24 protein-coding genes are annotated in these 26,898 nt (G+C 73.7%); 20 read left to right on the plus strand and 4 right to left on the minus strand.

Annotation, left to right across the window (positions count from 1 at the left end; genetic code table 11):
• The first annotated feature begins 23 nt into the window (after positions 1–23).
• From coaD to mutM, 6 genes are all read left to right on the plus strand, one after another.
• On the plus strand, positions 24–503 hold the full coding sequence (gene coaD / locus ABFY07_RS22510) for a pantetheine-phosphate adenylyltransferase (RefSeq protein ID WP_065965134.1): 480 nt from the start codon (positions 24–26) through the stop codon (positions 501–503).
• Between the two features lie 202 nt (positions 504–705).
• Positions 706–1,806: a cell division initiation protein gene (locus ABFY07_RS22515; protein ID WP_346176230.1), complete on the plus strand. Its 1,101-nt coding sequence runs from the start codon at positions 706–708 to the stop codon at positions 1,804–1,806.
• 174 nt (positions 1,807–1,980) lie between these two features.
• Positions 1,981–2,604, plus strand: coding sequence for a YceD family protein (locus tag ABFY07_RS22520; RefSeq protein WP_346176288.1), 624 nt, complete (start codon positions 1,981–1,983; stop codon positions 2,602–2,604).
• Positions 2,605–2,606: 2 nt separating this feature from the next.
• Complete coding sequence (rpmF, locus tag ABFY07_RS22525) at positions 2,607–2,780, plus strand: 50S ribosomal protein L32 (protein WP_065965136.1); 174 nt, start codon at positions 2,607–2,609, stop codon at positions 2,778–2,780.
• A 19-nt stretch (positions 2,781–2,799) separates the two neighbouring features.
• The gene (rnc, locus tag ABFY07_RS22530; protein ID WP_346176231.1) at positions 2,800–3,636 is read left to right on the plus strand and encodes a ribonuclease III; all 837 of its coding nucleotides are present in this window, start codon (positions 2,800–2,802) and stop codon (positions 3,634–3,636) included.
• A 92-nt stretch (positions 3,637–3,728) separates the two neighbouring features.
• A complete protein-coding gene (mutM, locus tag ABFY07_RS22535) occupies positions 3,729–4,634 on the plus strand; it encodes a bifunctional DNA-formamidopyrimidine glycosylase/DNA-(apurinic or apyrimidinic site) lyase (RefSeq protein WP_346176232.1) in 906 nt (301 codons plus the stop codon).
• On the opposite strand, the gene ABFY07_RS22540 is transcribed toward mutM, so the two are convergent.
• Complete coding sequence (locus tag ABFY07_RS22540) at positions 4,571–5,023, minus strand: winged helix-turn-helix transcriptional regulator (RefSeq protein ID WP_065965142.1); 453 nt, start codon at positions 5,021–5,023, stop codon at positions 4,571–4,573. The genes mutM and ABFY07_RS22540 overlap by 64 nt on opposite strands.
• 110 nt (positions 5,024–5,133) lie before the next feature.
• On the opposite strand from ABFY07_RS22540, the gene ABFY07_RS22545 reads away from it, so the two are divergent.
• Positions 5,134–5,724, plus strand: coding sequence for a flavodoxin family protein (locus ABFY07_RS22545; RefSeq protein ID WP_346176233.1), 591 nt, complete (start codon positions 5,134–5,136; stop codon positions 5,722–5,724).
• 114 nt (positions 5,725–5,838) lie between these two features.
• On the opposite strand, the gene ABFY07_RS22550 is transcribed toward ABFY07_RS22545, so the two are convergent.
• Positions 5,839–6,678, minus strand: a complete 840-nt coding sequence (locus ABFY07_RS22550; protein WP_428836988.1) for a CAP domain-containing protein — start codon at positions 6,676–6,678, stop codon at positions 5,839–5,841.
• 233 nt (positions 6,679–6,911) lie between these two features.
• On the opposite strand from ABFY07_RS22550, the gene ABFY07_RS22555 reads away from it, so the two are divergent.
• From ABFY07_RS22555 to ABFY07_RS22570, 4 genes are all read left to right on the plus strand, one after another.
• Complete coding sequence (locus ABFY07_RS22555) at positions 6,912–7,193, plus strand: acylphosphatase (RefSeq protein WP_065965147.1); 282 nt, start codon at positions 6,912–6,914, stop codon at positions 7,191–7,193.
• A 374-nt stretch (positions 7,194–7,567) separates the two neighbouring features.
• On the plus strand, positions 7,568–7,774 hold the full coding sequence (locus ABFY07_RS22560; RefSeq protein ID WP_065965149.1) for a hypothetical protein: 207 nt from the start codon (positions 7,568–7,570) through the stop codon (positions 7,772–7,774).
• A 267-nt stretch (positions 7,775–8,041) separates the two neighbouring features.
• Positions 8,042–11,629 carry a chromosome segregation protein SMC gene (smc, locus tag ABFY07_RS22565; protein ID WP_346176235.1) on the plus strand — a complete coding sequence of 1,196 codons (3,588 nt, stop codon included), beginning with the start codon at positions 8,042–8,044 and terminating at the stop codon, positions 11,627–11,629.
• Between the two features lie 213 nt (positions 11,630–11,842).
• Entirely contained in the window at positions 11,843–13,261 is a 1,419-nt protein-coding gene (locus ABFY07_RS22570; RefSeq protein WP_346176236.1) for a sugar porter family MFS transporter, read from the plus strand.
• Between the two features lie 44 nt (positions 13,262–13,305).
• On the opposite strand, the gene ABFY07_RS22575 is transcribed toward ABFY07_RS22570, so the two are convergent.
• A complete protein-coding gene (locus tag ABFY07_RS22575) occupies positions 13,306–14,295 on the minus strand; it encodes an LLM class flavin-dependent oxidoreductase (RefSeq protein ID WP_346176237.1) in 990 nt (329 codons plus the stop codon).
• Positions 14,296–14,531: 236 nt separating this feature from the next.
• Between ABFY07_RS22575 and ABFY07_RS22580 the strand changes: the two genes are divergently transcribed.
• The 5 genes from ABFY07_RS22580 (at position 14,532) to ftsY (ending at position 19,440) form a co-directional block, all read left to right on the plus strand.
• On the plus strand, positions 14,532–14,921 hold the full coding sequence (locus ABFY07_RS22580) for a hypothetical protein (protein WP_104531371.1): 390 nt from the start codon (positions 14,532–14,534) through the stop codon (positions 14,919–14,921).
• 139 nt (positions 14,922–15,060) lie between these two features.
• Positions 15,061–15,390, plus strand: a complete 330-nt coding sequence (locus ABFY07_RS22585; RefSeq protein ID WP_346176238.1) for a hypothetical protein — start codon at positions 15,061–15,063, stop codon at positions 15,388–15,390.
• On the plus strand, positions 15,387–17,522 hold the full coding sequence (locus ABFY07_RS22590; RefSeq protein ID WP_346176239.1) for a sensor histidine kinase: 2,136 nt from the start codon (positions 15,387–15,389) through the stop codon (positions 17,520–17,522). The genes ABFY07_RS22585 and ABFY07_RS22590 overlap by 4 nt, the downstream gene beginning before the upstream one ends.
• The gene (locus ABFY07_RS22595; protein WP_346176240.1) at positions 17,519–18,187 is read left to right on the plus strand and encodes a response regulator; all 669 of its coding nucleotides are present in this window, start codon (positions 17,519–17,521) and stop codon (positions 18,185–18,187) included. The genes ABFY07_RS22590 and ABFY07_RS22595 overlap by 4 nt, the downstream gene beginning before the upstream one ends.
• Positions 18,188–18,222: 35 nt before the next feature.
• Positions 18,223–19,440: a signal recognition particle-docking protein FtsY gene (gene ftsY, locus ABFY07_RS22600; protein ID WP_346176241.1), complete on the plus strand. Its 1,218-nt coding sequence runs from the start codon at positions 18,223–18,225 to the stop codon at positions 19,438–19,440.
• A gap of 134 nt (positions 19,441–19,574) precedes the next feature.
• On the opposite strand, the gene ABFY07_RS22605 is transcribed toward ftsY, so the two are convergent.
• Positions 19,575–20,246 carry a bifunctional DNA primase/polymerase gene (locus ABFY07_RS22605; protein WP_346176242.1) on the minus strand — a complete coding sequence of 224 codons (672 nt, stop codon included), beginning with the start codon at positions 20,244–20,246 and terminating at the stop codon, positions 19,575–19,577.
• 438 nt (positions 20,247–20,684) lie between these two features.
• Here ABFY07_RS22605 and nsdA point away from each other — a divergent pair, with 438 nt between their 5' ends.
• The 4 genes from nsdA to ABFY07_RS22625 all read left to right on the plus strand — a co-directional run bounded on the left by nsdA (position 20,685) and on the right by ABFY07_RS22625 (position 26,806).
• The gene (gene nsdA / locus ABFY07_RS22610) at positions 20,685–22,184 is read left to right on the plus strand and encodes a transcriptional repressor NsdA (RefSeq protein ID WP_076970716.1); all 1,500 of its coding nucleotides are present in this window, start codon (positions 20,685–20,687) and stop codon (positions 22,182–22,184) included.
• A gap of 218 nt (positions 22,185–22,402) precedes the next feature.
• Entirely contained in the window at positions 22,403–23,695 is a 1,293-nt protein-coding gene (locus ABFY07_RS22615; RefSeq protein ID WP_346176243.1) for an ammonium transporter, read from the plus strand.
• Positions 23,692–24,030, plus strand: coding sequence for a P-II family nitrogen regulator (locus tag ABFY07_RS22620; protein ID WP_065965167.1), 339 nt, complete (start codon positions 23,692–23,694; stop codon positions 24,028–24,030). The genes ABFY07_RS22615 and ABFY07_RS22620 overlap by 4 nt, the downstream gene beginning before the upstream one ends.
• A gap of 58 nt (positions 24,031–24,088) precedes the next feature.
• The gene (locus ABFY07_RS22625; RefSeq protein WP_428836989.1) at positions 24,089–26,806 is read left to right on the plus strand and encodes a [protein-PII] uridylyltransferase; all 2,718 of its coding nucleotides are present in this window, start codon (positions 24,089–24,091) and stop codon (positions 26,804–26,806) included.
• Positions 26,807–26,898: the final 92 nt, after the last annotated feature.

Raw genomic sequence — 26,898 nt, forward strand, 5'->3', positions numbered from 1 at the left:
GACCCGAGAGCGAGGAACCACCAGTGCGCCGCGCAGTCTGTCCGGGGTCCTTCGACCCCGTCACCAATGGGCACCTCGACATCATCGCCCGAGCGTCCAAGCTGTACGACGTCGTCCACGTCGCCGTGATGATCAACAAGTCCAAGCAGGGCCTGTTCACGGTCGACGAGCGGATGGACCTGCTCCGCCAGGTCACCGCCGAGTACGGGAACGTCCAGGTGGAGTCCTTCCACGGGCTTCTCGTCGACTTCTGCAAGGAGCGTGAGATCCCCGCCATCGTCAAGGGCCTGCGGGCGGTCAGCGACTTCGACTACGAGCTGCAGATGGCCCAGATGAACAACGGTCTGTCGGGGGTGGAGACGCTGTTCGTGCCCACCAACCCCACCTACAGCTTCCTCTCCTCCAGCCTGGTCAAGGAGGTCGCGGCCTGGGGCGGCGACGTCTCCCACCTGGTGCCCCCGGTGGTGCTCCAGGCCCTGACCGAGCGGCTGGGCCGGCGCTGATCGGCTGACGGCCGGGCCGGCGGGTGTCGGGCGGGGCCCGCTGGCCGTACAGTCGTCCCCGGTCGTTCCCGTCCGTTCCCGTTCGTTCCGTCAAGCGCCGGCAAGTTCCGTCAGGCCCCGGCGAGTTCCCTCGGGCTCCGGCGGCGAGTTCCGTCAGGCCCCCCCGGCAAGTTCCGTCAAGAGAGAGTGGCGAGCACCCAAGGTGGACGTGCAGAAGAAGCTCGACGAGATCGTCGAGACCGTCGGCAACGCCCGGTCCATGCCCATGTCGGCCTCGTGCGTGATCAACCGCGCCGAGCTGCTCGCCATGCTCGAAGAGGTGCGCGCCGCGCTTCCGGACTCCCTGGCCCAGGCCCAGGAGTTGATCGGCGGCCGGGACCGGATGGTCGAGGAGGCCCACCAGGAGGCCCAGCGGATCATCGAGTCCGCGCACGCCCAGCGCGGCTCGCTGGTCTCGGACACCGAGGTGGCCAGGAAGTCCCAGGAGGAGGCCGACCGGATCCTGGAGGAGGCCCGCCGGGAGGCCGAGGAGATCCGCGCCGAGGCCGACGACTACGTCGACAGCAAGCTCGCCAACTTCGAGGTCGTGCTGACCAAGACCATCGGCTCGGTCGACCGGGGCCGCGAGAAGCTGCTGGGCCACGCCTCCCCGGGCGGGGAGCAGGACGGGGCCCAGGGCCTGGAGGACGGGCCGGAGCGCAGCGCCGACCCCCAGACGTTGCGGCAGCGCGCCGACGAGTACGTGGACGCCAAGCTCGGCGCGGTCTCGGCGGTGCTCAGCAAGACGCTGGAGGCGGTCGGCCGGGGCCGGCAGAAGCTGCTCGGGGCGCGGGCGATCGACGAGCTGGGCGCGCACCTGGCCGCCCAGGATGCCTCCGCCCCGCTCGGCCACCGCACCAGCGACGACGACTACCTCGCGGACCTGGCCCAGTCCCAGGCGCAGGTGCCCGTGGCGCGCCCCGAGCCGGCGCCAGACGCCTCGTACTACGCGGCCACGGCCGGATACCAGCAGCAGGAGGCGTACGGCTACCAGCAGCAGGGCTATGTGCAGCAGCAGGACCCGTACGCGGCCCAGGGCGGCTATCAGCAGCAGGACGCGTACGGCTGGCAGCAGCAGCCCCAGTACGACCCGAGCGGCTACGCCCCCGAGCCGCAGCACCACGAGCCGCAGCACCAGCACCAGCACCACGAGTCGCATCAGCAGCAGCACCAGCAGCCGGCCGCGGCCCTCGACGAGACCAGCCTGTTCGACACCAGCATGATCGACCTCGATCAGCTGCGTCAGTACGAGCAGGGCCGCTGACCCCCGCCCGCCCCGGGGATCCCCGCCCCGGAGAGCCCCCGCTCCGGAGGCGGATTGGGTCTACGGCGGCCGGTCCAGTATCCTGGCTGTTCGGTCGCGCTACGTCCGCGATCTCGGCTGCCCGCTTCATACCAGCATCGGGTGGCCCGCCACAGCCGTAGAAAGCAGGAAGCCCTGAACGCCCGCCTCGACCACCGCGCCCCTCTCGTGTTCGACACACGCGAGCTGGGCCGTCGTCCCGGTGCGCTCAAAAAGCTCTCCCGCTCGGTCCCGGCCTCCAAGGATCTCGGCATCGAGGTCATCGGGGTCCGGGAGGGCGTGACCGTCGAGCTCGACCTCCGCCTGGAGTCGGTCATGGAAGGGGTGCTTGTCACAGGCACCGCCCGTGCGCCGCTGACAGGGGAGTGCGTAAGGTGTCTGGAGCCGCTGGAGCGGGAGCTCGAAGCGGATTTCCAGGAGATGTACTCCTACCCCGACGCCGACGACCGGAGCCGCTTCGCGGACACCGGCGACGACGCCGAAGACGAGGACACTCTCTTCCTCGAGGGCGACCTGCTCGACCTCGAGCCCGTGCTGCGCGACGCGGTGGTGCTGTCACTGCCGCTGCAGCCGGTGTGCCGGGAGGACTGCCCCGGGCTGTGCGCCGAATGCGGCGCGCGGCTCGCGGATGACCCGGACCACCATCACGACGCCGCCGACATCCGTTGGGCGGCACTGCAGGGACTCGCCGAGGCCATGTCGGACGGCGAGAAGGACAACGCACCCCGCGAGCGCGGGGACGACCCACAGGAGAAGTAGCCGTGGCTGTTCCGAAGCGGAAGATGTCGCGCAGCAACACGCGCCACCGCCGGTCGCAGTGGAAGGCTGCGGTCCCCACCCTGGTGGCGTGCGAGCGCTGCCACGAGCCGAAGCTGCAGCACATCGCGTGCCCGAGCTGCGGCACCTACAACCGCCGCCAGGTCCTCGAGGTCTGATCGGCGGGTGACAGGCTCTATGTCGGACGCCCACACGACTCCCCGCAAGCGCGCGGGAGAACCGGCCAAGGCGGACACGGCCTCGTCCCACACGATTCTGGAAGGGCGGCTCGGGTACCAGCTCGAGTCCGCCCTTCTGGTGCGTGCGCTCACCCACCGCTCCTTCGCGTACGAGAACGGCGGGCTGCCCACCAACGAGCGCCTGGAGTTCCTCGGGGACTCCGTGCTCGGCCTGGTGGTCACCGACACGCTGTACCGCATCCACCCCGACCTGCCGGAAGGCCAGCTGGCCAAGTTGCGGGCGGCCGTGGTCAACTCGCGCGCGCTGGCGGAGGTGGGCCGCGGCCTCGACCTCGGCGCCTTCATCCGGCTCGGCCGGGGCGAAGAGGGCACCGGGGGCCGGGACAAGGCATCCATCCTCGCGGACACCCTCGAGGCGGTGATCGGCGCCGTCTACCTCGACAAGGGGCTCGACGCCGCCGCCGAGCTGGTGCACCGGCTCTTCGACCCGCTGATCGAGAAGTCCTCCAACCTGGGCGCGGGCCTGGACTGGAAGACCAGCCTCCAGGAGCTGACCGCCACCGAGGGGCTCGGAGTCCCCGAGTACCTGGTCTCCGAGACCGGACCCGACCACGAGAAGACCTTCACGGCTGCCGCCCGCGTCGGTGGTGTCGCGTACGGCACCGGCACCGGCCGCAGCAAGAAGGAAGCCGAGCAGCAGGCGGCCGAGGCCGCCTGGCGCGCGATCCGCGCCGCGGCGGACGAGGCGAAGGCCAAGGCCGAGGCGGCCGCGGCCGAGGGCACCGCCGTGGCCTCGGACGGCGAGGCCGCCGACCCGGCCGGCGCGGCACACTGAACCAACCCTCCTCGCCCTCCCCGTGACCGAGCGCGGCCCGGCCGCGACGGCCGCGGGGAGGGCGAGGTCTTCGTCGTACAGGGAGGCCCCCGTTGCCCGAGCTGCCCGAGGTCGAGGTGGTCCGCCGCGGTCTGGAGCGCTGGATCAGCGGCCGGACGATCGCCGAGGTGCAGGTGCTGCACCCGCGCGCGGTGCGCCGCCACCTCGGCGGCGGCGAGGACTTCGCCGCCCGCCTGGGCGGCCGCCGCCCCGGGGTGGCCCGCCGCCGCGGCAAGTACCTGTGGCTGCCGCTGGAGGACGGCGAGGAGTCGGTGCTGGCCCACCTCGGGATGAGCGGCCAGCTGCTGGTCCAGCCGCACGACGCCCCGGACGAGAAGCACCTGCGCATCCGGGTGCGCTTCGCCGACTCCGTCGGCACCGAACTGCGCTTCGTCGACCAGCGCACCTTCGGCGGCCTCTCGCTGCACGAGGCCGTCCCCGGCGCGGCCGACGGGCTGCCGGCCGCCATCGCGCACATCGCCCGCGACCCGCTGGACCCCGCCTTCGACGAGGCCGCCTTCCACGCCGCGCTGCGCCGCCGCCGCACCACCCTCAAGCGGGCGCTGCTCGACCAGTCGCTGATCAGCGGGGTCGGCAACATCTACGCCGACGAGGCGCTGTGGCGCGCCCGGCTGCACTACGACCGGCCGACGGCCACCCTCACCCGCTCGCGCAGCGCCGAACTCCTCGACCATGTGCGCGAGGTCATGAGCGCCGCCCTGGCGGTCGGCGGCACCAGCTTCGACTCCCTGTACGTGAACGTGAACGGCGAGTCGGGGTACTTCGAGCGCTCCCTGGACGCGTACGGCCGGGAGAACGAGCCCTGCCGCCGCTGCGCCACGCCGCTGCGGCGCCGCCCGTGGATGAACCGCTCCAGCTACTTCTGCCCGCGCTGTCAGCGACCGCCGCGCCCGGTGGTGGCCGCGCCCCGCGCCGTGGCGTCGCGCTCCTCGTCGTAGCGCGCCCGGGCGGTCAGCACCTCCGGCATGCGGTCCTCGACGAGGTCGATCAGGGCCAGCAGCCGCTCGGCGACTGCCTGGCCCAGCGGGGTCAGCTCGTAGTCCACGCGCGGGGGGTTGACCGGCTGGGCCTCGCGGTGCACCAGGCCGTCGCGCTCCAGCGCGTGCAGCGTCTGGGACAGCATCTTCTCGCTGACGCCGTCGACCCGGCGGCGCAGCTCGTTGAAGCGGAGGCTGCCCTCCTTGAGGGCCCCCAGGGTCAGTCCGCCCCATTTGCCGGTGATGTGCTCCAGCGTGTCCCGTGAGGGGCAGGCGCGGGCGAACACGTCGAAGGCCAGGTCGTCCGCTGCCGTTCCGGCGCTCGTCGGCGCGACGCAGTCACTCTCCATGACATGAGCATACCTCCCTGCAGCGCTAACTCTTAGGTTGCGCTTTCGATAAGTTAGTGCTTCTCTGGGGGAGTCATTTCGCCGTGTACGACGCCTCAGGAGCGCCCACCGTGACCACCCCCGTCATCGCCATCGCCTACCACTCCGGCTTCGGCCACACCTCCGTCCTCGCCGAGGCCGTCCGCGACGGCGCGGCCGCCGAGGGCGCCACCGTCCACCTGATCAAGGTCGATGAGATCACCGACGAGCAGTGGGCCCTGCTCGACGCCTCGGACGCGATCGTCTTCGGCTCGCCCACCTACATGGGCACCGCGTCCGGCGCCTTCCACGCCTTCGCCGAGGAGTCCTCCAAGCGCTGGTTCACCCAGGCGTGGAAGGACAAGCTCGCGGCCGGCTTCACCAACTCGGCGTCCAAGAGCGGCGACAAGCTGCACACGCTCCAGTTCTTCACGGTGCTCGCGGCCCAGCACGGCATGAGCTGGGTGAGCCTGGGACTGCACCCGGGCTGGAACAGCTCCGAGGCCTCCGAGAACGACCTCAACCGCCTCGGCTTCTTCCTCGGCGCCGCCGCCCAGTCGAACAACGACCAGGGCCCGGAGGGCGTGCACAAGGCCGACATCGCCACCGCCGAGCACCTCGGCCGCCGGGTCGCCGAGAGCGCCAAGGTGGCCGTGGCGGGCCGCGCCGCCCTCGCCGCCTGACGGCGGGGGCGCGGCGGGGCGGCGGCGGGGCGCGGCTGACGGCCAGGGGCGGCGGGCCCGGGCTCAGGGCCCTGTCCCGGGGCTCAGGACCGTGGCCCGGGGCTCAGCGCCGGCTCAGTAGCCGAAGTCCTGGGTCCACCAGGGGCCGCCCTCGCCGAAGTGCGCGCCGACGCCCAGGGTCTTGTATCCGCAGTTGAGGATGTTGGCGCGGTGGCCGGGGCTGTCCATCCAGGAGTCCATCACGGCCTGTGCGTCCTCCTGGCCGCGCGCGATGTTCTCCCCGCCCAGGTTCAGGATGCCGGCCTGCTCCGCACGCTCCCAGGGGGTGTCGCCGTCCGGGTCGAGGTGGTCGAAGAAGCCCCGCAGGGCCATGTCGTCGCTGAAGTCCTGGGCCAGCTGCCCCAGTTTCGGGTCGGCGGTCACGGGCTCGCAGCCGACCTTGGACCGCTCCTGGTTGACCAGCGCCAGGACCTGCCGCTCGGCGGCGCTCTCGGAGTTCCCCGGGGTGGTCGTGGGGTCCGTGCTCCGGCCCGGCGGCGTGGTGGGCCGGTGGGCGGAGGAGGAGCCTCCGTTCCCGTTGCCCCGGCCGTCGCCCTTCCCGTTCCCGCTGCCGCCTTCGTTTCCGTTCCCGTGGCCGGATCCGGAGGAGCCCGGTTGCTTCGGGGGAGTGGTGGAGGGGGTGGCGGAGGACTCGCCCGGGGTCTTCGAGGGGGTGGTGGACGGCGCGTGCGGACGGTCATCGCCCCGGTCGGCGGGGGGCGTGCCGCGGTCCACCGGTGACGCCGAGGGGGTGCCCTGTGTCTCCAGGGCCGAGCCCGACGGGGCGTCGGCGCGCACCCCTCCGGCCGGGTCGTTGCTTCCGCTAAGGGGCGGGCCTCCCGGCAGCAGCCCGGTGGCCATGGCCACCGCGCCCACCGCGACGGCGGCGGACACGCTCAGCAGCCCGGTCCGCACCGGAGCCAGAGGGCTTCGGCGGGCTCCCCGGTGGCGTCCGGCGCCGGGGGCGGGGGGTGTCGGCGCGGATCCGGGGGCGGATCGTCGATGGCGGCCCATCTCCTGCCTTCCTTGCAAGATCGGGGTCACGTGCGTCACTCGTACGGGTGAGTAGTGCGTTGAGCCGGGACTGTACGCCATGACGGGGCGGCCGAGGTGTCCGGGGAGCAAATTGCTCGGCTAGCGTGCCACCCATGAACGAGAGAGTGCGCCTCACCGCGTGGGTCCGCGGTCGAGTCCAAGGTGTCGGTTTTCGCTGGTTCACCAGGGCAAACGCGCTGCGCATCGGAGGGCTGGCCGGGTTCGCCTCCAACCTGTCCGACGGCCGGGTCCAGGTCGTCGCCGAAGGCGAACGTACGAACTGCGAACAACTGCTCGACTGGCTGCGGGGCGACGACACGCCCGGCCGCGTCGACGGTGTCACCGAGATCTGGGACACACCCCGGGGCGGTTACGAGACCTTCGAGATCCGCTGAGGCACCCCGCCGCACCCGCCCCGCCGGACCCTCGCCGGGCGCGCCTCTCGCACCGCCTGTGAGCGAAAACAAGCTGATGGTTGCCAATGCGGCCGGTCCGTGGAAGGCTGCGGCGTAAGGGATGATCCCTTCGCCTCGGCGGCCTCATCTGTGCGGGCTCGGCGCCTTTCGCCACTCGGTAAGCCCCCGGCCGCAGGGCCTCGTCGGCCTGTGATCGTGTTGACCGTCAAACCATTTGGTGAGACGCTGGAAGCCCCGCGCACCTTAACTGTTTGCCACTCAGCACGGTAGTAACGGCAGGCATCGCGGGTGCGAAAATCCCTCACGACCCACCACCGCTTCGGTCGGTCACTCAATGTGGAGGACCATCCATCATGGCAAAGGCGCTTCTCGGTTACGTCGGCGGCTCCGACCCCCGAGTCCTCGCCGAGATGCGACGGCTTCAGCAGCGCGTCCAGGACCTCGAATCCGAGATCATCCGGATCCAGGCCGAGAACGACGCTCTGTCCGCCGCCGCGCACCACGGCGACTCGCTGCTCGAAAGCATCGACGTATCCCAGGCGGAGCCTGCGCTCGCCTGACCCGGCCCCCGGGCCGGTCGGGCTGCACCGTCAGCCGCTTGAGAATCTGCAAGGGACGCCCGATGGCGTCCCTTCGTCGTTTCCGCGGCGGCCGGCCGCGCTTCCTTACCGTCTGATGTGCCCCTCCCCCTCACCGGTGAAACCGAGGAAAGCAATCCGGGAAGATCGCCGGGGGGAACTACCGGGGAGAACACGGAGGGGACCGCCGCGTGGCGCCACGGCCGAACGAGGGTGCCGGGTGAGACACGGGAGGTAAAGTCCAAAGGCGTGCATCTCAAGAGCCTGACCCTCCGAGGCTTCAAATCCTTCGCCTCCGCCACGACGCTGCGCTTCGAGCCGGGTATCACCTGCGTCGTCGGCCCCAATGGTTCGGGCAAGTCCAATGTGGTGGACGCGCTTTCCTGGGTCATGGGGGAGCAGGGCGCCAAGTCGCTGCGCGGCGGGAAGATGGAGGACGTCATCTTCGCCGGCACCACCGGCCGCCCCCCGCTCGGCCGCGCCGAGGTCTCCCTCACCATCGACAACTCCGACGGCGCGCTGCCCATCGAATACGCCGAAGTGACCATTACGCGGATCATGTTCCGCAACGGCGGCAGCGAATACCAGATCAACGGCGACACCTGCCGGCTCCTGGACATCCAGGAGCTCCTCTCCGACTCCGGCATCGGCCGCGAGATGCACGTCATCGTCGGCCAGGGCCAGCTCGACTCCGTCCTGCACGCCGACCCGACCGGGCGCCGCGCCTTCATCGAGGAGGCCGCGGGGGTGCTCAAGCACCGCAAGCGCAAGGAGAAGGCGCTGCGGAAGCTCGACGCCATGCAGGCCAACCTGGCCCGCGTCCAGGACCTCACCGACGAGCTGCGACGCCAGCTCAAACCGCTCGGCCGGCAGGCCGCCGTCGCCCGGCGGGCCGCGGTCATCCAGGCCGATCTGCGCGACGCCCGGCTGCGGCTGCTCGCCGACGACCTGGTGACCCTGCGCGAGGCGCTGCGCGCCGAGATCGCCGACGAGGCCGCGCTCAAGCAGCGCAAGGAGGCGGCCGAGGCCGAGCTGCGCGCCGCGCAGCAGCGGGAGGCGGCCCTGGAGGAGCAGGTCCGGCAGCTCGCGCCCCGGCTGCGGGACGCCCAGCAGACCTGGTACGAGCTCTCCCAGCTCGCCGAGCGGGTGCGCGGCACGATCAGCCTCGCCGACGCCCGGGTCAAGAGCGCCACCTCCGCCCCCGGCGAGGAGCGGCGCGGACGCGACCCGGAGGACATGGAGCGCGAGGCGGCCCGGATCCGCGAACAGGAGGCGGAGCTGGAGGCCGCGCTGGAGGCGGCGAGCCGGGCGCTGGACGACACCGTCGCGCACCGTGCCGAACTGGAGCGCGAGCTGGCGATGGAGGAGCGCCGGCTGAAGGACGCCGCCCGCGCCATCGCCGACCGCCGTGAGGGGCTGGCCCGGCTGCAGGGGCAGGTGAACGCCGCCCGGGGCCGGGCGGGTTCGGCGCGGGCCGAGATCGACCGGCTGGCCTCCGCCCGCGACGAGGCCCGGCAGCGGGCGGCCGCCGCGCAGGAGGAGTACGAAGCGCTGCGCGCCGAGGTCGACGGACTGGACGCGGGCGACGCGGAATTGGCCGACCGCCACGAGGCCGCCAAGCGGGAGCTGGCCGAGGCGGAGACCGCCCACCGGGCGGCCCGCGAGGCCCTGACCGCCGCCGAGCGCGAGCGCGCCGCGACCGCCGCCCGCCATGACGCGCTGGCCCTCGGCCTGCGCCGGAAGGACGGCACGGGCGCCCTCCTGGGCGCCGCCGACCGCCTGACCGGCCTCCTCGGCCCGGCCGCCGAACTCCTGACGGTCACCCCCGGCTTCGAGGTCCCCGTGGCCGCGGCCCTGGGCGCCGCGGCCGACGCGATCGCCGTCGCGGACCCCCGGACCGCGGCCGACGCCATCCGCCTCCTCCGCAAACAGGACGCGGGCCGCGCGGCCCTCCTGCTCGGCGCGCCGGCGGCGGCCGGCGGCCCGGGCGGGGGCCGGGCGGCGGCCGGGGCGGCCGGGGCGGCCGGGGGGCCGGCGGCGCCGCGCGCGGCGGACCTGGTGAGCGGCCCCCCGGGGCTGGTGTCGGCCGTGCGGTGGCTGCTGCGGGACGTGGTGGTGGTCACCACGCTGGAGGACGCCGAGGAACTGGTCGAGCAGAGGCCGGAGTTGACGGCCGTGACCGCCGAGGGGGATCTGCTGGGGGCGCATTTTGCCCAGGGCGGGTCCGCCGGGGCGCCCAGCCTGCTGGAGGTGCAGGCCTCGGTCGACGAGGCGGCGGCGGAGCTGGAGGAGCTCGCCGTGCGGTGCGAGGAGCTGACCGGCGCGCAGCGGGCGGCGGCGGAGCGGCGGACGGAGTGCGCGGCGCGGGTCGAGGAGCTGGCGGCCCGGCGCAGCGCGGCCGACCGGGAGAAGTCGCAGGTCGCCCAGTCGCTGGGGCGGCTGGGCGGTCAGGCGCGGGCCGCGGCGGGCGAGGCCGAGCGGATGGCCGCGGCCGTGGCCAAGGCGGAGGAGGCGCTGGCCAGGGCCACCGAGGAGGCCGAGGAGCTGGCCGAGCGGCTGGCGGTGGCGGAGGAACAGCCCGGTGAGGAGGAGCCGGACACCTCCGTACGGGACCGGCTGGCGGCGGACGGGGCGAACGCCCGGCAGACGGAGATGGAGGCGCGGCTCCAGGTCCGTACGCACGAGGAGCGGGTCAAGGGGCTCGCGGGGCGGGCGGACGCGCTCGACCGGGGCGCGCGCGCCGAGCGTGAGGCGCGGGCGCGCGCCGAGCAGCGGCGGGCGCGGCTGCGCCACGAGGCGGCGGTGGCCTCGGCGGTGGCCTCGGGCGCCCGGCAGCTGCTGGCGCATGTCGAGGTCTCGCTGGTGCGGGCCGAGGAGGAGCGGGACGCCGCCGAGCGGGCGAAGGCGGAGCGGGAGCGCGAGCTGGTCGCCGAGCGCAACCACGGGCGTGAGCTCAAGAGCGAGCTGGACAAGCTGACCGACTCGGTGCACCGGGGCGAGGTGCTGGGCGCCGAGAAGCGGCTGCGGATCGAGCAGCTGGAGACCAAGGCGCTGGAGGAGCTGGGCGTCGAGCCGGCCGGGCTGATCGCCGAGTACGGACCGGACCAGCCGGTGCCGCCGTCCCCGCCGGCCGAGGGCGAGGTGCTGCCCGAAGACCCGGACCACCCGCGCAACCAGCCGGTGCGCTACGTCAGGGCGCAGCAGGAGAAGCGGCTGAAGGCCGCCGAGCGGGCGTATCAGCAGCTGGGGAAGGTCAACCCGCTGGCGCTCGAGGAGTTCGCGGCGCTGGAGGAGCGGCACAAGTTCCTGAGCGAGCAGCTCGAGGACCTGAAGAAGACGCGGGCCGATCTGCTGCAGGTGGTCAAGGAGGTGGACGAGCGCGTCGAGCAGGTGTTCACGGAGGCCTACCGGGACACGGCGCGCGAGTTCGAGGGCGTCTTCTCCCGGCTGTTCCCGGGCGGCGAGGGCCGGCTGGTGCTCACCGACCCGGAGAACATGCTGACCACGGGCGTGGACGTGGAGGCCAGGCCGCCGGGGAAGAAGGTCAAGCGGCTGTCGCTGCTCTCCGGAGGGGAGCGGTCGCTGACCGCCGTGGCGCTGCTGGTGTCGATCTTCAAGGCGCGGCCGAGCCCGTTCTACGTCATGGACGAGGTCGAGGCGGCGCTGGACGACACCAATCTGCAGCGGCTGATCCGGATCATGGAGGAGCTGCAGGAGAGCTCCCAGCTGATCGTGATCACGCACCAGAAGCGGACGATGGAGGTCGCCGACGCGCTGTACGGGGTGTCGATGCAGGGCGACGGGGTGTCGAAGGTCATCAGTCAGCGGCTGCGGTAAGCGCTTCAACACTTGAAGTCATTCGATCAAGCACGGCCAGGCGACCTGTGGCGACTGGTTGGTCACACCCTATTGACTTCGAAACTTGAAGGAATAGTCTCGGCAACGTCGTTTTTACCTTCAAGTGGTGGCCGACCCCCCTCTCGGCTGCGCCTCCGCTGGAAGGCCACCCCCACCCCGGCAGCGTTGCCGGGCGGGCCACAGGAGTTCACGTTGACCACCACCGTGCAGGTGCGGGGATCCGAGGGCCGCGGCGCCCAGCCGGAACACCTCGGCCGTGTCATCTTCATCACCGCCGCCGCCGCGATGGGCGGCTTCCTCTTCGGCTACGACAGCTCGGTGATCAACGGGGCGGTCGAGGCCATCCGCGGCCGGTACGACATCGGCTCCGCCGCCCTCGCCCAGGTCGTGGCCATCGCCCTGATCGGCTCGGCCATCGGCGCGGCCATCGCGGGCCGCCTGGCCGACCGCATCGGCCGGATCCGCGTCATGCAGATCGCCGCCGTGCTGTTCACCGTCAGCGCGGTCGGCTCCGCCCTGCCCTTCGCCCTGTGGGACCTGGCCGTATGGCGGGTGCTCGGCGGCATCGGCATCGGCATGGCCTCCGTGATCGGCCCGGCCTACATAGCCGAGGTCGCCCCGCCCGCGTACCGCGGCCGCCTGGCCTCCTTCCAGCAGGCCGCGATCGTCATCGGCATCGCCCTGTCCCAGCTCGTCAACTGGGGCATCCTCAACGCCGCCGACGGCGACCAGCGCGGCCACATCGCCGGCATCGAGGCCTGGCAGTGGATGCTCGGCGTGATGGTCGTCCCGGCCGTGCTCTACGGCCTGCTGTCCTTCGCCATCCCCGAGTCCCCCCGCTTCCTGATCTCCGTCGGCAAGATCGACCGCGCCAAGCAGGTCCTGGCCGAGGTCGAGGGCCACGGCGTCCACCTCGACACGCGCGTCGCCGAGATCGAGCAGGCCATGCGCAGCGAGCACAAGTCCACCTTCAAGGACCTGCTCGGCGGCCGGTTCGGCCTGCTGCCGGTGGTCTGGATCGGCATCGGCCTCTCGGTCTTCCAGCAGCTGGTCGGCATCAACGTGGCCTTCTACTACTCCTCGACGCTGTGGCAGTCCGTCGGCGTCGACCCGAGCAGCTCGTTCTTCTACTCCTTCACCACGTCGATCATCAACATCCTCGGCACCGTCATCGCGATGATCTTCGTCGACAGGATCGGCCGCAAGCCGCTGGCGCTGATCGGCTCGGCCGGCATGGCCGTCTCCCTCGCCCTGGTGGCCTGGGCCTTCTCGGCACACCTGGTCGACGGCAAGCTCCCGCACACCCAGGGCGTCCTGGCCCTGATCGCGGCCCACGCCTTCGTCCTCTTCTTCGCCCTCTCCTGGGGTGTGGTGGTCTGGGTGCTGCTCGGCGAGATGTTCCCGAACAAGATCCGCGCCGCCGCGCTGGGCGTCGCCGCCTCCGCGCAGTGGATCGCCAACTGGGCCATCACCGCGAGCTTCCCGAGCCTGTCCGACTGGAACCTGTCGGCGACGTACGTCATCTACACCGTCTTCGCCGCGCTCTCGATCCCCTTCATCCTCAAGTGGGTGCCGGAGACCAAGGGCAAGGCGTTGGAGGAGATGGGCTGACCCCCCGCCGGCCGCTTCTCCCTCTCCAAGGGTTCTGCCCCGCCTCACCCCCCGAGGCGGGGCAGAACCCGTTCCGCGAACAGCCCCAGCGAGCGCCAGCCCTCCTCCACGGGCATCCCGCCGCACAGCGGATGCAGCACCAGACTCCCCGCGCCACCCCCCTCTCCCGCCAGCGCCACGCACTCCTCCGGCGTGACCACGCGGTAGACCCCCTCGCGCCGCAGCGCCCCGACGTCCTCGGCCCGGGAGCGCACGGCCGACCGCACGCCCCCGCCCGACTGCCACGAGTCGTACGTCCGCGCCTCGTGCAGCAGATACGGGCCGACCACCGCCCACGCCCGCTCCGGGTCCTCGGCCACATGCAACAGCGAGGTCCGCGCGGGTGGCATCACACACCAGCCGTCCGTCCCGTACTGCAGGCGCCGCGCGTGGTAGTACGCCTCCAGCTCCGGCAGATGCGCGCTGGGGAAGAACGGCAGGCCCAGCCGGGCGGCGCGGCGCGCGGCGGCCCTGGAGCTGCCGCCGACCAGCAGCGCCGGATGCGGCCGGGAGTACGGGCGCGGCGTGACCCGCACCATGCGGCCCCGGTAGCCGAAGGGCTCGCCGGTCCAGGCCGCGAGCAGCGTCTCCAGCGCCTCGTCCTGGAGCGGACCCCGCCGCTCCCAGTCCCTGCCGAGCCCCGCGTACTCCTCCGGCCGGTAGCCGATGCCCGCCACCGTGATCAGACGGCCGCCGCTCACCAGGTCGAGCACGGCGATGTCCTCGGCCAGCCGCAGCGGATCGTAGAGCGGAGTGATCAGCGCCGAGACGGTGACCGTGATCCGCCGGGTGGCGCCCAGCATCGCGCCCGCGAAGGTCAGCGGGGACGGCAGCCAGCCATCGGCCACCCCGTGGTGCTCCTCCGTCTGCACGGTGTCGATGCCCCGCTCGTCGGCGAAGGCGGCCATCTCGACGGCCGCCCGGTAGCGCCGGGACAGCGACTCCGGCGTGGCGTTCGGATCGACGAGATTGAGCCGTACGACCGTGACCGGCATGGCGGACGTCCCCCTTCGCGGTGAGCGGGCCAGGGCACGGTAACTGACCGTACGTCAAATAAACAGGGAGCGGCACCCGCCCGGCGCCGGGCGCGGGCGGGGCGGATGACTCATGCGCCTGGGACACGGGGCGGCTGACGGTAGGGGCAGGCGGGCCCGCCGCTCGGGCCGGCCACCGCCGATCACACGGGCGGCACACCAAGGGGCAACCAGAAGCGGAGGGGCACGTGACCACCATGACGCGGGCACCGGTCATCACCGGATCCGACATCGACGACCTCGTCACCCGGGTGCGACGGGCCGCCGGCGACACCACGGAACTCGAAGCGGCCAAGGCCGCGCTCTTCGGCCCGGCCGACCCCGCCCCCGCCGACGCCCGGCTCGTACGGCAGCGGCTGCTGACCGTCGCCCTGCGCCACGGCGGCGACCTGCTGACCAAACTGCTCACCCGGCTCGGACCCCGCGAGATCGCCGTGGTCCGCCGCCACGCCCACCGGCTCGCCCACTTCCTGGAGGGCCTCGAGATCTGGTCGGCCAAGCCGATCATGCTCAGCCTGATGCGGTCCGGCGTGCCCTACATCGAGGCCGAGTCGATCGCCTTCGCCATTCTGCTGCTGGTGTGGTGACCGCCGCACCCCGCGGACGGGAACCGGAACGGGACGCGGGTGCGGGCCGGTCACCGGTTCGGGTGGGCCCGGGCCCGTGCCGCACTTCACCCGCCCCGCCGCGGGTAGTGCTCGGACCGGAGAACAAGGAGGTCTGCAGATGAGCCCATCCCGCACCCGCCGGGCCCACGCCATGACCGCGCTCGTCCTGCTCGCCGGCGCCGTCCTGGGGACCGCCCCAGCGGCACCCGCCGCCGCCACGCAGAGCGCGGCCTGGCGGCAAGCCGGCCACTTCCACACCACCGGCGCCTGCCGCAAGGCCGGCCGGGAGGGCGTGGACGCCCACAAGTGGAACGAGTACAAGTGCCGGCCGGGTCACAGCGGCACCTACATCACGCTGTGGGTCAGGGGCCGGGGCGGCGCCCGCACCACCGGACCCGCCCAGGCCGCCGCCCCCGCCCGGCTCGCCCGGCTCTCCGGGACGGGATGAGGCGCGAGGTCCAGCCCAAGGACCGCGCCGTGCAGGCCGCGGGCGGGGTGTCGGCCCTGTTCGTGGTGGTCCTCGCGGGCTGGCTGGCCGGCCTGCTGCGGATCAACGACCCCTGGCCGGCCCTGTCCTGCCCGCAGCCCCGTGGCACCGCCGTGCTGACCCGCGTGGCCGTGGGCTTCCCCGTCGTCGGCGTCGGGGTGCTCCTGCTCGCCGAGCGCTCCGCCCGCCGCTACGGCAGCGTCCTCCTCGTGGCCGGCGCGCTGTGGCTGCTGCCCTCCGCCGCCGCCGACCTGCTGGGCCTGGCCGACCTCGGACCGGCGGGCGCGATGGTCCAGCTGCTGATCGCGGCCGCCGGGATCGCCTGCCGCCCGCTGACCGTCCTGCTGCTGCCGCTGTGGCTGTTCCCGCGCGGCTCGCAGCGGCGCCGCCAGTGGTGGGCCATGAGCGCCGGCGCCTCCGCCTACTGGCTGGGCTACGCCGCGCTCTGGCTCATCAGCGAGCCGATGGCCGGCCCCGCGCCCAACCCCCTCTTCGCCACCGCCTGGGGACAGTGGGCCTTCGACCACCTCGAGACCTACGCCGCGGCACAGCCATGGGTCCTGCGCGCCGTCGCCGCCGTCGTGACGGGCGCGCTGTGCTGCCGCGCCGCCGTCGCCCACGGCGCCGAGCGGCGCAACTGGGCGCTGCTGGCCGCCGCCTACCCGTCCTGCGTCTTCCTGCTGCTCGCGGAGTGGGCCGAGGGCACGCCCACCCTCGTGGCGCGCACCGTCGGCAGCGCCGTGTGGGCCGCCGCCATCTGCCTGGGCGTCGCCCGCACCGGCATATGGCGGCTGGACCGCGTCACCAGCCACCGCCTCGCCCGCGCCTTCGTCCTGACCTCGCTGGCCGCCGTGGTCGTCTGCGCCGCCGTCGCAGTCCAGGCCGGACTGCCCTCCCTGCGCGGCGGCGCGATCACCACCGCCGTCGGCTGCGCGCTGCTGCTCGGCTGGGCCCTGCGGCCCACCGCCCGCTGGCTGACCCTGCGCGTCGAGCGCGCCTTCTACGGCCCCCGCGCCCGCCCCCACGAGGCCGCCGGCGCCCTGGCCGTCCGCCTCCAGCAGGCGCCCCACCCCGGCGAGGTGCCCCAGCAGATCTGCCGCAGCGCCGTCGAGGACCTCGGCGTCTCGGGCGCCGCCGTCAGCGTCGACACCCGCGCCGGGCCCCGCCGGCTGGCCACCGCAGGGGCGCCGCTCACCGGCCCGGTCCAGACGTTCGTACTGCGCCACCACGGCCGTACGGTCGGCCGCCTGGAAGTGGCCCGCGACGGCTCCGGCACCCCCGCCGAGCGGGACAGTGGCCTGCTGTCGCTGCTCGCCGACCAGGCCGCCCCGGCGCTCGCGGCCCTGCGCCTGGCCGAGGAGGCCCAGGCGGCCCGGGAGCGGCTGGTGCTCGCCCGCGAGCAGGAGCGCCGCCGGCTGCGCCGCGAGATCCACGACGGCCTCGGCCCCCAGCTCGCCGCCGTACGGCTGCGCCTGGACATCGCGCAGACCACCTGCCCGCCCGACCACCCCGCCCGCCACCAGCTCCGCGAGGCCGCCGAAACCCTCGCCGAGGCCCTGGTCGAGGTCCGCCGGATCACCTCGGGCCTGGCCCCCGCCGCCCTGGCCGAGCGCGGCCTGGCCAAGGCCGTACGGGACCTGGCGCGGCGGCTGGGCGGCGCCGGACCCCGGGTGACCGTGGCCACCCGGCCCAGCGTGCTGCCGCCGCTGTCGCCCGGTGTGGAGACGGCCGCGTACCGGATCGCGGCCGAGTCGCTGACCAACGCGGTGCGGCACGCCCGGGCCCGGCAGGTGCGGATCGAGCTCACCGCGCGCCCCGACACGCTCCAGGTCACGGTCACCGACGACGGGAGCGGGCTGCGGCGCGGGGCCGTGCCCGGGGTGGGGCTGGCGTCGGTGACCGAGCGCGCGGAGGAGATCGGCGGCACCTGCTCGGTGACGGGATCCGCGACGGGCACGGTGGTGCACGCGATCCTGCCGCTCACCGCTGACGACCAGGAGGACCGCGCGGACCCCGCGGACCCCGCGGACCCCGCGGACCGGGAGGGCGGTGCGGACCGGGAGGGCCACGGGGAAGAGGTGCTGGACCGGTGACCACGGCCGCGGGAGGACCGCAGTGGCGCGTCCTGCTGGTGGACGACCACCCGCTCTTCCGCGAGGGCCTGGCGGCCGCGGTCAACCTGGACGACGCCTTCACCGTGGTCGGCCAGGCCGCCTCCGCCGAGGAGGCGGTCGCCGAGGCCGAGCGCACCGAGCCCGACCTGGTGGTGATGGACCTCGGCCTGCCCGGCCGGTCCGGCACGGAGGCCACCCGGCGGATCCTGTGCGCCCGCCCCGAGGCGCGGGTGGTCGTCATGACGATGTCCGAGGACGACGACAGCCTGCTGGCGGCCATGCGCGCCGGCGCCCGCGGCTACCTCCTCAAGGGCGCGGGCCGCGACGAGATCCTGCGCGCCCTGCACACCGTGGCCCGCGGCGGCGCGGTCTTCAGCCCGCGCATGGCCGAGCGGCTCGGCGCCCTGCTCGGCTCCTTCGGCACGGCCTCGGCCAAGGAGGCGTTCCCCACCCTCACCGCCCGGGAGCGCGAGGTCCTGGAGCTGCTCGCCGCCGGACTCGGCTACCGCCAGATCGCCCAGCGGCTGGTGGTCACGGACAAGACCGTGCGCAACCACGTCGGCTCCATCTTCGCCAAGCTCCAGGTCCGCGACCGCGCCCAGGCGATCGTCCGGGCCCGTGAGGCCGGGCTCGGAGGTGAATGACTGCCCGCGCCGCGTTGGCTGATACTGGGGGCGTTATGGAACAAGTCATCCTTGCCGTAGTCATCGCTGTGATCGCGCTCGCCGCGGTCAGCGGGCTCGTGATCGGCAGCCGTAAGAAGAAGCGGCTGCCCCCGGCCCCGCCGAGCAGCCCGTCCGTCACCGCGCCGCCCGCCGAGCCCCACGTCGGCGAGGAGGCGGAACCGACGCTCGAAGAGCCGCGCAGAACCATCGAGGAAGTGGATCTGCCGGTCACCGAGGCGCCCCCCGCGCCCACCGTGCCCGCGCAGCCGGAGGCACCCGCGATCGAGGTGCCCGAGCCGACCGCCGGCCGGCTGGTGCGGCTGCGCGCCCGGCTGGCCCGCTCCCAGACCACGCTGGGCAAGGGGCTGCTGACCCTGCTGTCCCGTGAGCATCTGGACGAGGAGACCTGGGAGGAGATCGAGGACACCCTGCTGACCGCCGACGTCGGCGTCGCGCCGACGCAGGAGCTGGTGGAGCGGCTGCGCGAGCGGGTCAGGGTGCTCGGCACCCGCAGCCCCGAGGAGCTGCGCGGCCTGCTGCGCGCGGAGCTGCTCCAGCTGATCGGCACCGAGGCCGACCGCACCGTCCACACCGAGAGCGGCGTGGGCGTGAACGGCGAGGAGAAGCCGGGCGTCGTCATGGTCGTCGGGGTCAACGGCACCGGCAAGACCACCACCACCGGCAAGCTCGCGCGGGTGCTGGTCGCCGACGGCAAGTCGGTGGTCCTCGGCGCGGCCGACACCTTCCGCGCCGCGGCCGCCGACCAGCTCCAGACCTGGGGCGAGCGGGTCGGCGCCCGCACCGTCCGGGGACCGGAGGGCGGCGACCCGGCGTCGGTGGCCTTCGACGCGGTCAAGGAGGGCATCGCCGAGGGCGCGGACGTCGTGCTCGTCGACACGGCCGGACGGCTGCACACCAAGACCGGCCTCATGGACGAGCTGGGCAAGGTCAAGCGGGTCGTGGAGAAGCACGGCGCGGTGGACGAGGTGCTGCTGGTGCTCGACGCCACCACCGGGCAGAACGGCCTGGTGCAGGCGCGGGTCTTCGCGGAGGTCGTGGACATCACCGGCATCGTGCTCACCAAGCTGGACGGCACCGCCAAGGGCGGCATCGTGGTGGCGGTGCAGCGGGAGCTGGGCGTGCCGGTGAAGCTGGTGGGCCTGGGGGAGGGCGCGGACGACCTCGCGCCGTTCGAGCCGGAGGCCTTCGTCGACGCGCTGATCGGCGACTGACCGCGACGCACCCACACCCACCCACACGCCTCGGGCGCCCGGGACTCCCCGGGCGCCCGAGGCGTTTCCTGCGTCCGCGGGCGTCCGCGGGCGTCCGCGGGCGTCTGCGGGCGTCTTCCGGCTACGGCGGTGTCTCAGCCGCGCGCGCGATGGGCGGCGTACGCGAGCGTGCCCAGCAGCAGCCGGGCGTGCGGCGGGTGACCCGCCGTGTCCAGCGTGGGCGGGCGCAGCCAGCGGACCGGGCCGAGGCCGCCGAGGTCGCTGGGCGGGGCGGTGATGTGGTCGCCGGGCCCCAGACAGCGCAGATCCAGGTCGGCGTCGTCCCAGCCCATGCGGTAGAGCAGCTGCGGCAGCCGCGCGGCGGCGCCCGGGGCGACGAAGAACTGGGCGCGCCCGTGCGGGGTGGCGATCACCGGGCCCAGCGGCAGCCCCATCCGCTCCAGCCGGACCAGGGCGCAGCGGCCCGCCTGCTCGGCGACCTCCAGGACGTCGAACGAGGCGCCCACGGGCAGTAACACCGCGGCGCCCGGGACCTGCTCCCAGGCCGCCACCGCGTCGTCGAGGGTGGCGCCCGCGGGGACGGCGGTCGCGTGGGGGAGGGGGTGGGCGCCGGGGGCGGCGCAGTCGGCCGCGCCGCATGAACATTCGTTTCTGCTGCCGCCGGAGCCGCGGGCCGCGCGGGCGCCCGGCACCACGTCCCATCCCCACAGGCCGGTGTACTCCGCCACTGTCGTGCACTCGGACGTGCGGCCGCGGCGCCGTGAGCCCGGCCGCATGTCCCGGATGCCGCCGATCGTGAAGCCCATGCCCCCTCCAACGGGTCGCCCTGCCGATGGTTACGAACCGAACCGCGCCGAAACCCGCGTCCGGCTACGTTGTGGAGCCGGGTCATGGCGCTCCGTAGCCATGCGTGGCCCGGCGGATGCGCGTGCGGCGGTGTGGCGTGGCGTGGCGCGGTGGGTGGTGAGCCGTCACGCACGCGCCCCTGGGCGCACCCCTCCACCTGGTTTCCGGTCGTCCTGTGTCAAGTGAATCGCGTGAATCGCCAGTGGCGTTCATTCGAAGGGGTGGCGAATGGTGGCGTTTTCGCGAACTTCCTCGCCGGAGGCGTGATCGTAAGATTACTTTCAGTGCATGAACCCCCCGTCTCCCGCGGTTGATGCGGTGGATCGCGGGGACAACTGACCGTGACAGAGGGCATTCTGGTCGCGGTGCGAGCGGAATCGTGGGATGGGGGCATTCCAGTGGGCGACAACGGCGGCGGTGCTGACAAGCGTCCCAACGCGCAGTTGGGTTCGTGGTTCGTGCGCAGCGGCTGGTCCAAGGGCGAGCTCGCGCGCCAAGTGAACCGCAGAGCACGCCAGTTGGGCGCCCACCACATCAGCACCGACACCTCCCGGGTGCGCCGCTGGCTCGACGGCGAGCAGCCGCGTGAGCCGATCCCGCAGATCCTCTCCGAGCTGTTCTCCGAGCGCTTCGGCTGTGTGGTCGGCATCGAGGACCTCGGGCTGCGCACGGCCCACCGGTCACCGTCCGTGTCCGGAGTGGACCTGCCCTGGGCCGGTCCGGAGACGGTCACGCTGATCGGCGAGTTCTCGCGCAGCGACCTGATGCTCGCCCGGCGGGGCTTCCTCGGCACCTCCCTGGCGCTCTCGGCGGGCCCGGCGCTCATCGAGCCGATGCAGCGCTGGCTGGTGCCCTCGCCCTCCGGCCGGGCCGGTGGCCGCACCCAGCAGGAGGCGGGCCGCTCCCGGCGGGTCTCCCGGCTCTCCGGGCCGGAGCTGGAGCTGCTGGAGTCCACCATCGTGATGTTCCGCAAGTGGGACGCCCAGTGCGGCGGCGGGCTGCGCCGCAAGGCCGTGGTGGGCCAGCTCCACGAGGTGACGGACCTGCTCCAGGAGTCGCACCCCGAACCGGTCTCCCGGCGGCTGTTCAAGGTCGCGGGCGAGCTGGCCGAGCTGGCCGGATGGATGAGCTACGACATCGGGCTCCAGCCCACCGCGCAGAAGTACTTCGTCCTCGCCCTGCACGCGGCCAAGGAATCCGGCGACCGGCCCCTGGGGTCGTACATCCTCTCCAGCATGAGCCGCCAGATGATCCATGTGGGGCGGCCCGAGGACGCGCTGGAGCTGATCCACCTCGCCCAGTACGGCAGCCGGGAGAGCGCGACGCCCAGGACCCAGGCGATGCTGTATGCGATGGAGGCCCGGGCGTACGCCAACATGGGCCAGCCCAGCAAGTGCCACCGCGCCGTGAAGATGGCCGAGGACGCCTTCGCCGAGTGCGCCCCGGGTGACGGGGACCCGGACTGGATCCGCTTCTTCTCCGAGGCCGAGCTCAACGCGGAGAACGCGCACTCGTACCGCGACCTCGCCTATGTGGCAGGCCGCAGCCCCACCTACGCCAAGCTGGCCGACCCCGTGATGCACCGCGCCGTGGAGCTCTTCGGCCAGGAGGCGGACCAGGAGGGCGGGCACCAGCGTTCGTATGCGCTCAACCTGATCGGCCTGGCCACCGTCCACCTCCTCCAGAAGGAGCCCGAGCAGTGCGCGGCGGTCGCCGAGAAGGTGCTGCCGCTCGCCCGGCGGGTGCGCTCCGAGCGGGTCGGCAACCGGCTGCGCAAGACCGTGGACACCGCGGTCCGCGACTACGGGACCGTCCCCGAGGTGATCCGGCTCGGCGAGCTGGCCGCCGACCACCTGCGCGACTCCCCGGACACGGGGGAGTCCGTCCGGGCGGTCTGACCCCCGGGTCCCGGCCCCGTTCCGTGGCCGCGCCACGGTAACGGGGCTTCCGGCCGTCCAGTGCCAGTTCATCAGTGCGTAACACTCCCGCGCCCTTCGTCACTGCCGTGAAACATCGAGCGGCATCGACTGAAACGGCGCTGCGTCAACCTCGTGGCGAAAACCGGCCCACCGCCAGTCCTGCCCGCACGGGCCGTCATTTCGAGGAGACGTCCACATTGAATGGCGCAAATACCGCGTTCGTATTGATCAGCGCCGCGCTCGTGATGCTGATGACGCCCGGCCTGGCCTTCTTCTACGGCGGCATGGTCCGCGTGAAGAGCGCCCTGAACATGCTGATGATGTCCTTCATCGCGCTGGGGATCGTCAGCCTCCTGTGGGTGCTGTTCGGCTACTCCCTCACCTTCGGTGACGACATCGGCGGCGGGCTGCTCGGCAACCTCGACCACATCGGCTTCCAGGGCATCCACCCCGACTCGCTCTGGGGCGCCAAGCCCGACGCGATCCCGGTCTTCGCCTTCGCCTTCTTCCAGCTGATGTTCGCGGTCATCACCCCCGCCCTGATCAGCGGCGCGGTCGCCGACCGGGTCAAGTTCGGGGCCTGGACGCTGTTCATCACCGTGTGGGTCAGCGTGGTCTACTTCCCGGTCGCCCACTGGGTCTGGCAGGCGGACGGCTGGCTCTTCAAGAAGGAAGTGATCGACTTCGCGGGCGGCACGGCGGTCCACATCAACGCGGGCGCGGCCGGCCTCGCCTGCGCGCTGGTCCTCGGCAAGCGCGTCGGCTTCAAGAAGGACCCGATGCGGCCGCACAACCTCCCCCTGGTGATGCTGGGCTCCGGCCTGCTGTGGTTCGGCTGGTTCGGCTTCAACGCCGGCTCCGCGCTCGCCGCCAACGGCACCGCCGCCAACATGGCGTTCAACACCCAGATCGCCACCGGCGTGGCCATGCTCGGCTGGCTGGCCTACGAGCGCGTCCGGCACGGCGCCTTCACCACCCTCGGCGCGGCCTCCGGCGCCGTCGCGGGCCTCGTCGCCATCACCCCCTCCGGCGCGGCCGTCAACGCCTGGGGCGCGATCATCATCGGCCTCGTCGCCGGCGTCGTCTGCTCCTGGGCGGTCAGCCTCAAGTACAAGCTGGGCTTCGACGACTCGCTCGACGTGGTCGGCGTGCACCTGGTCGGCGGCATCCTGGGCACCCTCCTGGTCGGCCTGCTCGCCACCGACGGCGTCGGCGGCCTGAACCAGCTCGGCAAGCAGGCGCTCGGCGCCTTCACGGTCCTGGCCTACTCGTTCGCCGTCTCCTGGATCCTCGCCAAGGCGATCGACGTCACCATCGGCTTCCGGGCCAGTGAGGACGAGGAGGTCGGCGGCCTCGACCAGGCCTACCACGCCGAGACGGCCTACGACTTCAGCGCCGTCGGCAGCTCCCACGTGGCGCGCCGTACGGTGACCACCATCCAGGACCAGGTCGGCGCGGGCGCGCCGCAGAACAAGAAGGTGGACGCGTGAAGCTCATCACCGCGGTCGTCAAGCCTCACCGGCTGGACGAGATCAAGGAGGCCCTGCAGGCCTTCGGGGTCCACGGCCTGACCGTCACCGAGGCCAGCGGCTACGGCCGCCAGCGCGGCCACACCGAGGTCTACCGGGGCGCCGAGTACACCGTCGACCTGGTGCCCAAGGTCCGCGTCGAGGTGCTGGTCGAGGACGACGACGCCGACGACCTGATCGAGGTCGTGGTCAAGGCGGCCCGCACCGGCAAGATCGGCGACGGCAAGGTCTGGAGCGTCCCCGTCGAGACGGCGGTACGGGTGCGCACCGGCGAGCGCGGCCCGGACGCGCTCTGAGAAACCCACCACCCGGACGTCCTTCCCTGTGACCGAGGACTGTGACCGAGGAGCCGAGTTGACGGAAAGCGTCGAGGCGAAGACGGAGGCGACGGCCGGGACGGCGTCCGGGACGGCGGCCGACTCGGTGCCCGGCGGCTACGCGGCGGCCCGGCTGCGACTCCTCCAGGAGGAGTCGCGGTCCGGGCCGCCGCGCCGTACCGCCCTCGCCGAGCTCACCGACCAGTGGCTGGCCGCGCTGCTGACCGGCGGCGCCCGGGAGGCGGGCATCGCCGAGCGGGACGGCCACGCGCAGGGCGTCGCCCTCGTCGCGGTCGGCGGCTACGGGCGCGGCGAGCTGTCCCCCCGCAGCGACCTGGACGTGCTGCTGCTCCACGACGGCTCCGCCGACGCCCCGGCCATCGCCGCGCTCGCCGACCACGTCTGGTACCCGGTGTGGGACCTGGGCCTCGCCCTCGACCACTCCGTACGCACCCCCGACCAGGCCCGCAAGACCGCGGGCGAGGACCTGAAGGCACAGCTCGGCCTGCTGGACGCGCGGCACATCGCGGGCGACGCCGCGCTCACCGCCGGGCTGCGCACCGCCGTCCTCGCCGACTGGCGCGCCCAGGCGCCCAGGCGCCTGCCCGAACTGCGGGAGCTGGGCCAGGAGCGCGCCCGGCGCCACGGCGAGCTGCAGTACCTGCTGGAACCGGACCTCAAGGAGGCGCGCGGCGGGCTGCGCGACGCGACGGCGCTGCGGGCCGTCGCCGCCTCCTGGCTCGCCGACGCGCCCCGCGAGGGCCTCGCCGAGGCGCGCCGCCGGCTGCTGGACGCCCGCGACGCGCTGCACCTGACCACCGGAAGGGCCACCGACCGGCTCGCGCTGCAGGAGCAGGACCAGGTCGCGGCCGACCTCGGTCTGCTCGACGCCGACACCCTGCTGCGCCAGGTCTACGAGTCGGCCCGGACGATCTCGTACGCGAGCGATGTGACCTGGCGCGAGGTCGAGCGGGTGCTGCGCGCCCGGTCGGCCCGGCCGCGGCTGCGCGGCCTCCTCGGCGGCCGCGGGCGCGGCGGCTCCCAGGCGGGCGGCGCGGGCGCGGCGGAGCGCAGCCCGCTCGCCGAGGGCGTCGTCGAGCAGGACGGCGAGGTGGTGCTGGCGCGCGCCGCGCGCCCCGAGCGCGACCCCGTGCTTCCGCTGCGGGCCGCGGCCGCCGCAGCCCAGGCCGGGCTGCCGCTGTCCCTGCACGCCGTACGGCGCCTGGCCGCCGCCGCGTGCCCCCTGCCCGTGCCGTGGCCACCCGAGGCCAGGGAGCAGCTGGTGACGCTGCTCGGCGCCGGCGAGTCCACCGTCGGGGTCTGGGAGGCGCTGGAGGCCGAGGGCCTGATCACCCGGCTGCTGCCCGACTGGGAGCGGGTGCGCTGCCGCCCGCAGCGCAACCCCGTGCACCGCTGGACCGTGGACCGCCACCTCGTCGAGACCGCCGTACGGGCCAGCGCGCTCAGCCGCCGCGTGGGCCGCCCCGATCTGCTGCTGATCGCCGCGCTGCTGCACGACATCGGCAAGGGCTGGCCCGGCGACCACTCGGTGGCGGGCGAGACCATCGCCCGGGACGTGGCGACCCGGATCGGCTTCGACCGCGCCGACGTCGCCGTGCTGGCCACGCTGGTCCGCCACCACCTGCTGCTCATCGAGACCGCCACCCGCCGGGACCTGGACGACCCCGCCACCGTGCGCTCGGTCGCCGAGGCCGTCGGCTCCACCACCACCCTGGAGCTGCTGCACGCCCTCACCGAGGCCGACGCGCTCGCCACCGGCCCCGCCGCCTGGAGCGCCTGGCGCGGCTCGCTCGTCGCCGACCTGGTCAAGCGAGTCGCGGGGGTCCTGGCCGGCGAGCCGGCCGCGGACCCGTCCGCGCCGCAGCAGACCACCGCCGAGCAGGAGCGGCTGGCGGTCGAGGCCTGGCGCACCGGCGGCCCCGTGCTGGCCCTGCACGCCCGCTCGGAGGCGCTGCCCCCCGGGGAGCCGGCCGGGGCCCGGGCGGGTGCGCCGGCCTCCGGCGCCCCGGCCTCCGGCGCCCCGGCCTCCGGCGCCCCGGCCAGGCGGACCGGCGCGCAGCCCGGCGCCCGGTCCCACGCTGAGCCCGGCGCCGAGCCCGGCACGGAGTCCATCGGCGTGGAGCTGCTGATCGCCGTCCCCGACCAGCCCGGCGTGCTGCCCGCCGCGGCCGGCGTGCTGGCGCTGCACCGGCTGACCGTACGGGCGGCGGACCTGCGCGCCGTCGGGCTGCCGGAGGAGCTGACCGGCCCCGGGGCCCCGGGCCCCGCCCGCCCCGCGCCCGGGGCCGGGGCCGGCCCGGGCGTGCTGCTGCTGAGCTGGCGGGTGGCCGCCGAGTACGGCTCGCTGCCGCAGGCCGCGCGGCTGCGCAAGGACCTGCTGCGGGCCCTGGACGGGTCGCTCGACATCGTCGCCCGGCTCGCCGAGCGCGAGGCCGCCTACCGCGGCTACCCCCGCCGCCGCGGCGTCCACGCCCCGCCCCCGCGGGTCACCGTCGCGCCCGGCAGCTCCCAGCTCGCCACGGTGATCGAGGTGCGCGCCCAGGACGCCCCCGGGCTGCTGCACCGCATCGGCCGCGCGCTGGAGGACGCGGGGGTGACGGTGCGCAGCGCCCACGTCAGCACGCTCGGCGCCAACGCGGTGGACGCCTTCTACGTCACCGACGCGTCCGGCGCCCCGCTGCGGCCCGTCCGCGCGGCGGAGGTGGCCCGGGAGGTCGAGCGCGCGCTGCGGTGAGCGTCGCTGTCGCGTAACCCCGCGCTCACGGTGGACGTTGTATTTCTCGCCCTGCCTGTCTGCCTGTCTGCCTGTCTGCCTGTCTGCCTGTC

The organism is Streptomyces sparsogenes subsp. cuspidosporus (assembly GCF_039532705.1).
Taxonomy (GTDB): Bacteria; Actinomycetota; Actinomycetes; order Streptomycetales; family Streptomycetaceae; genus Streptomyces; species Streptomyces sparsogenes.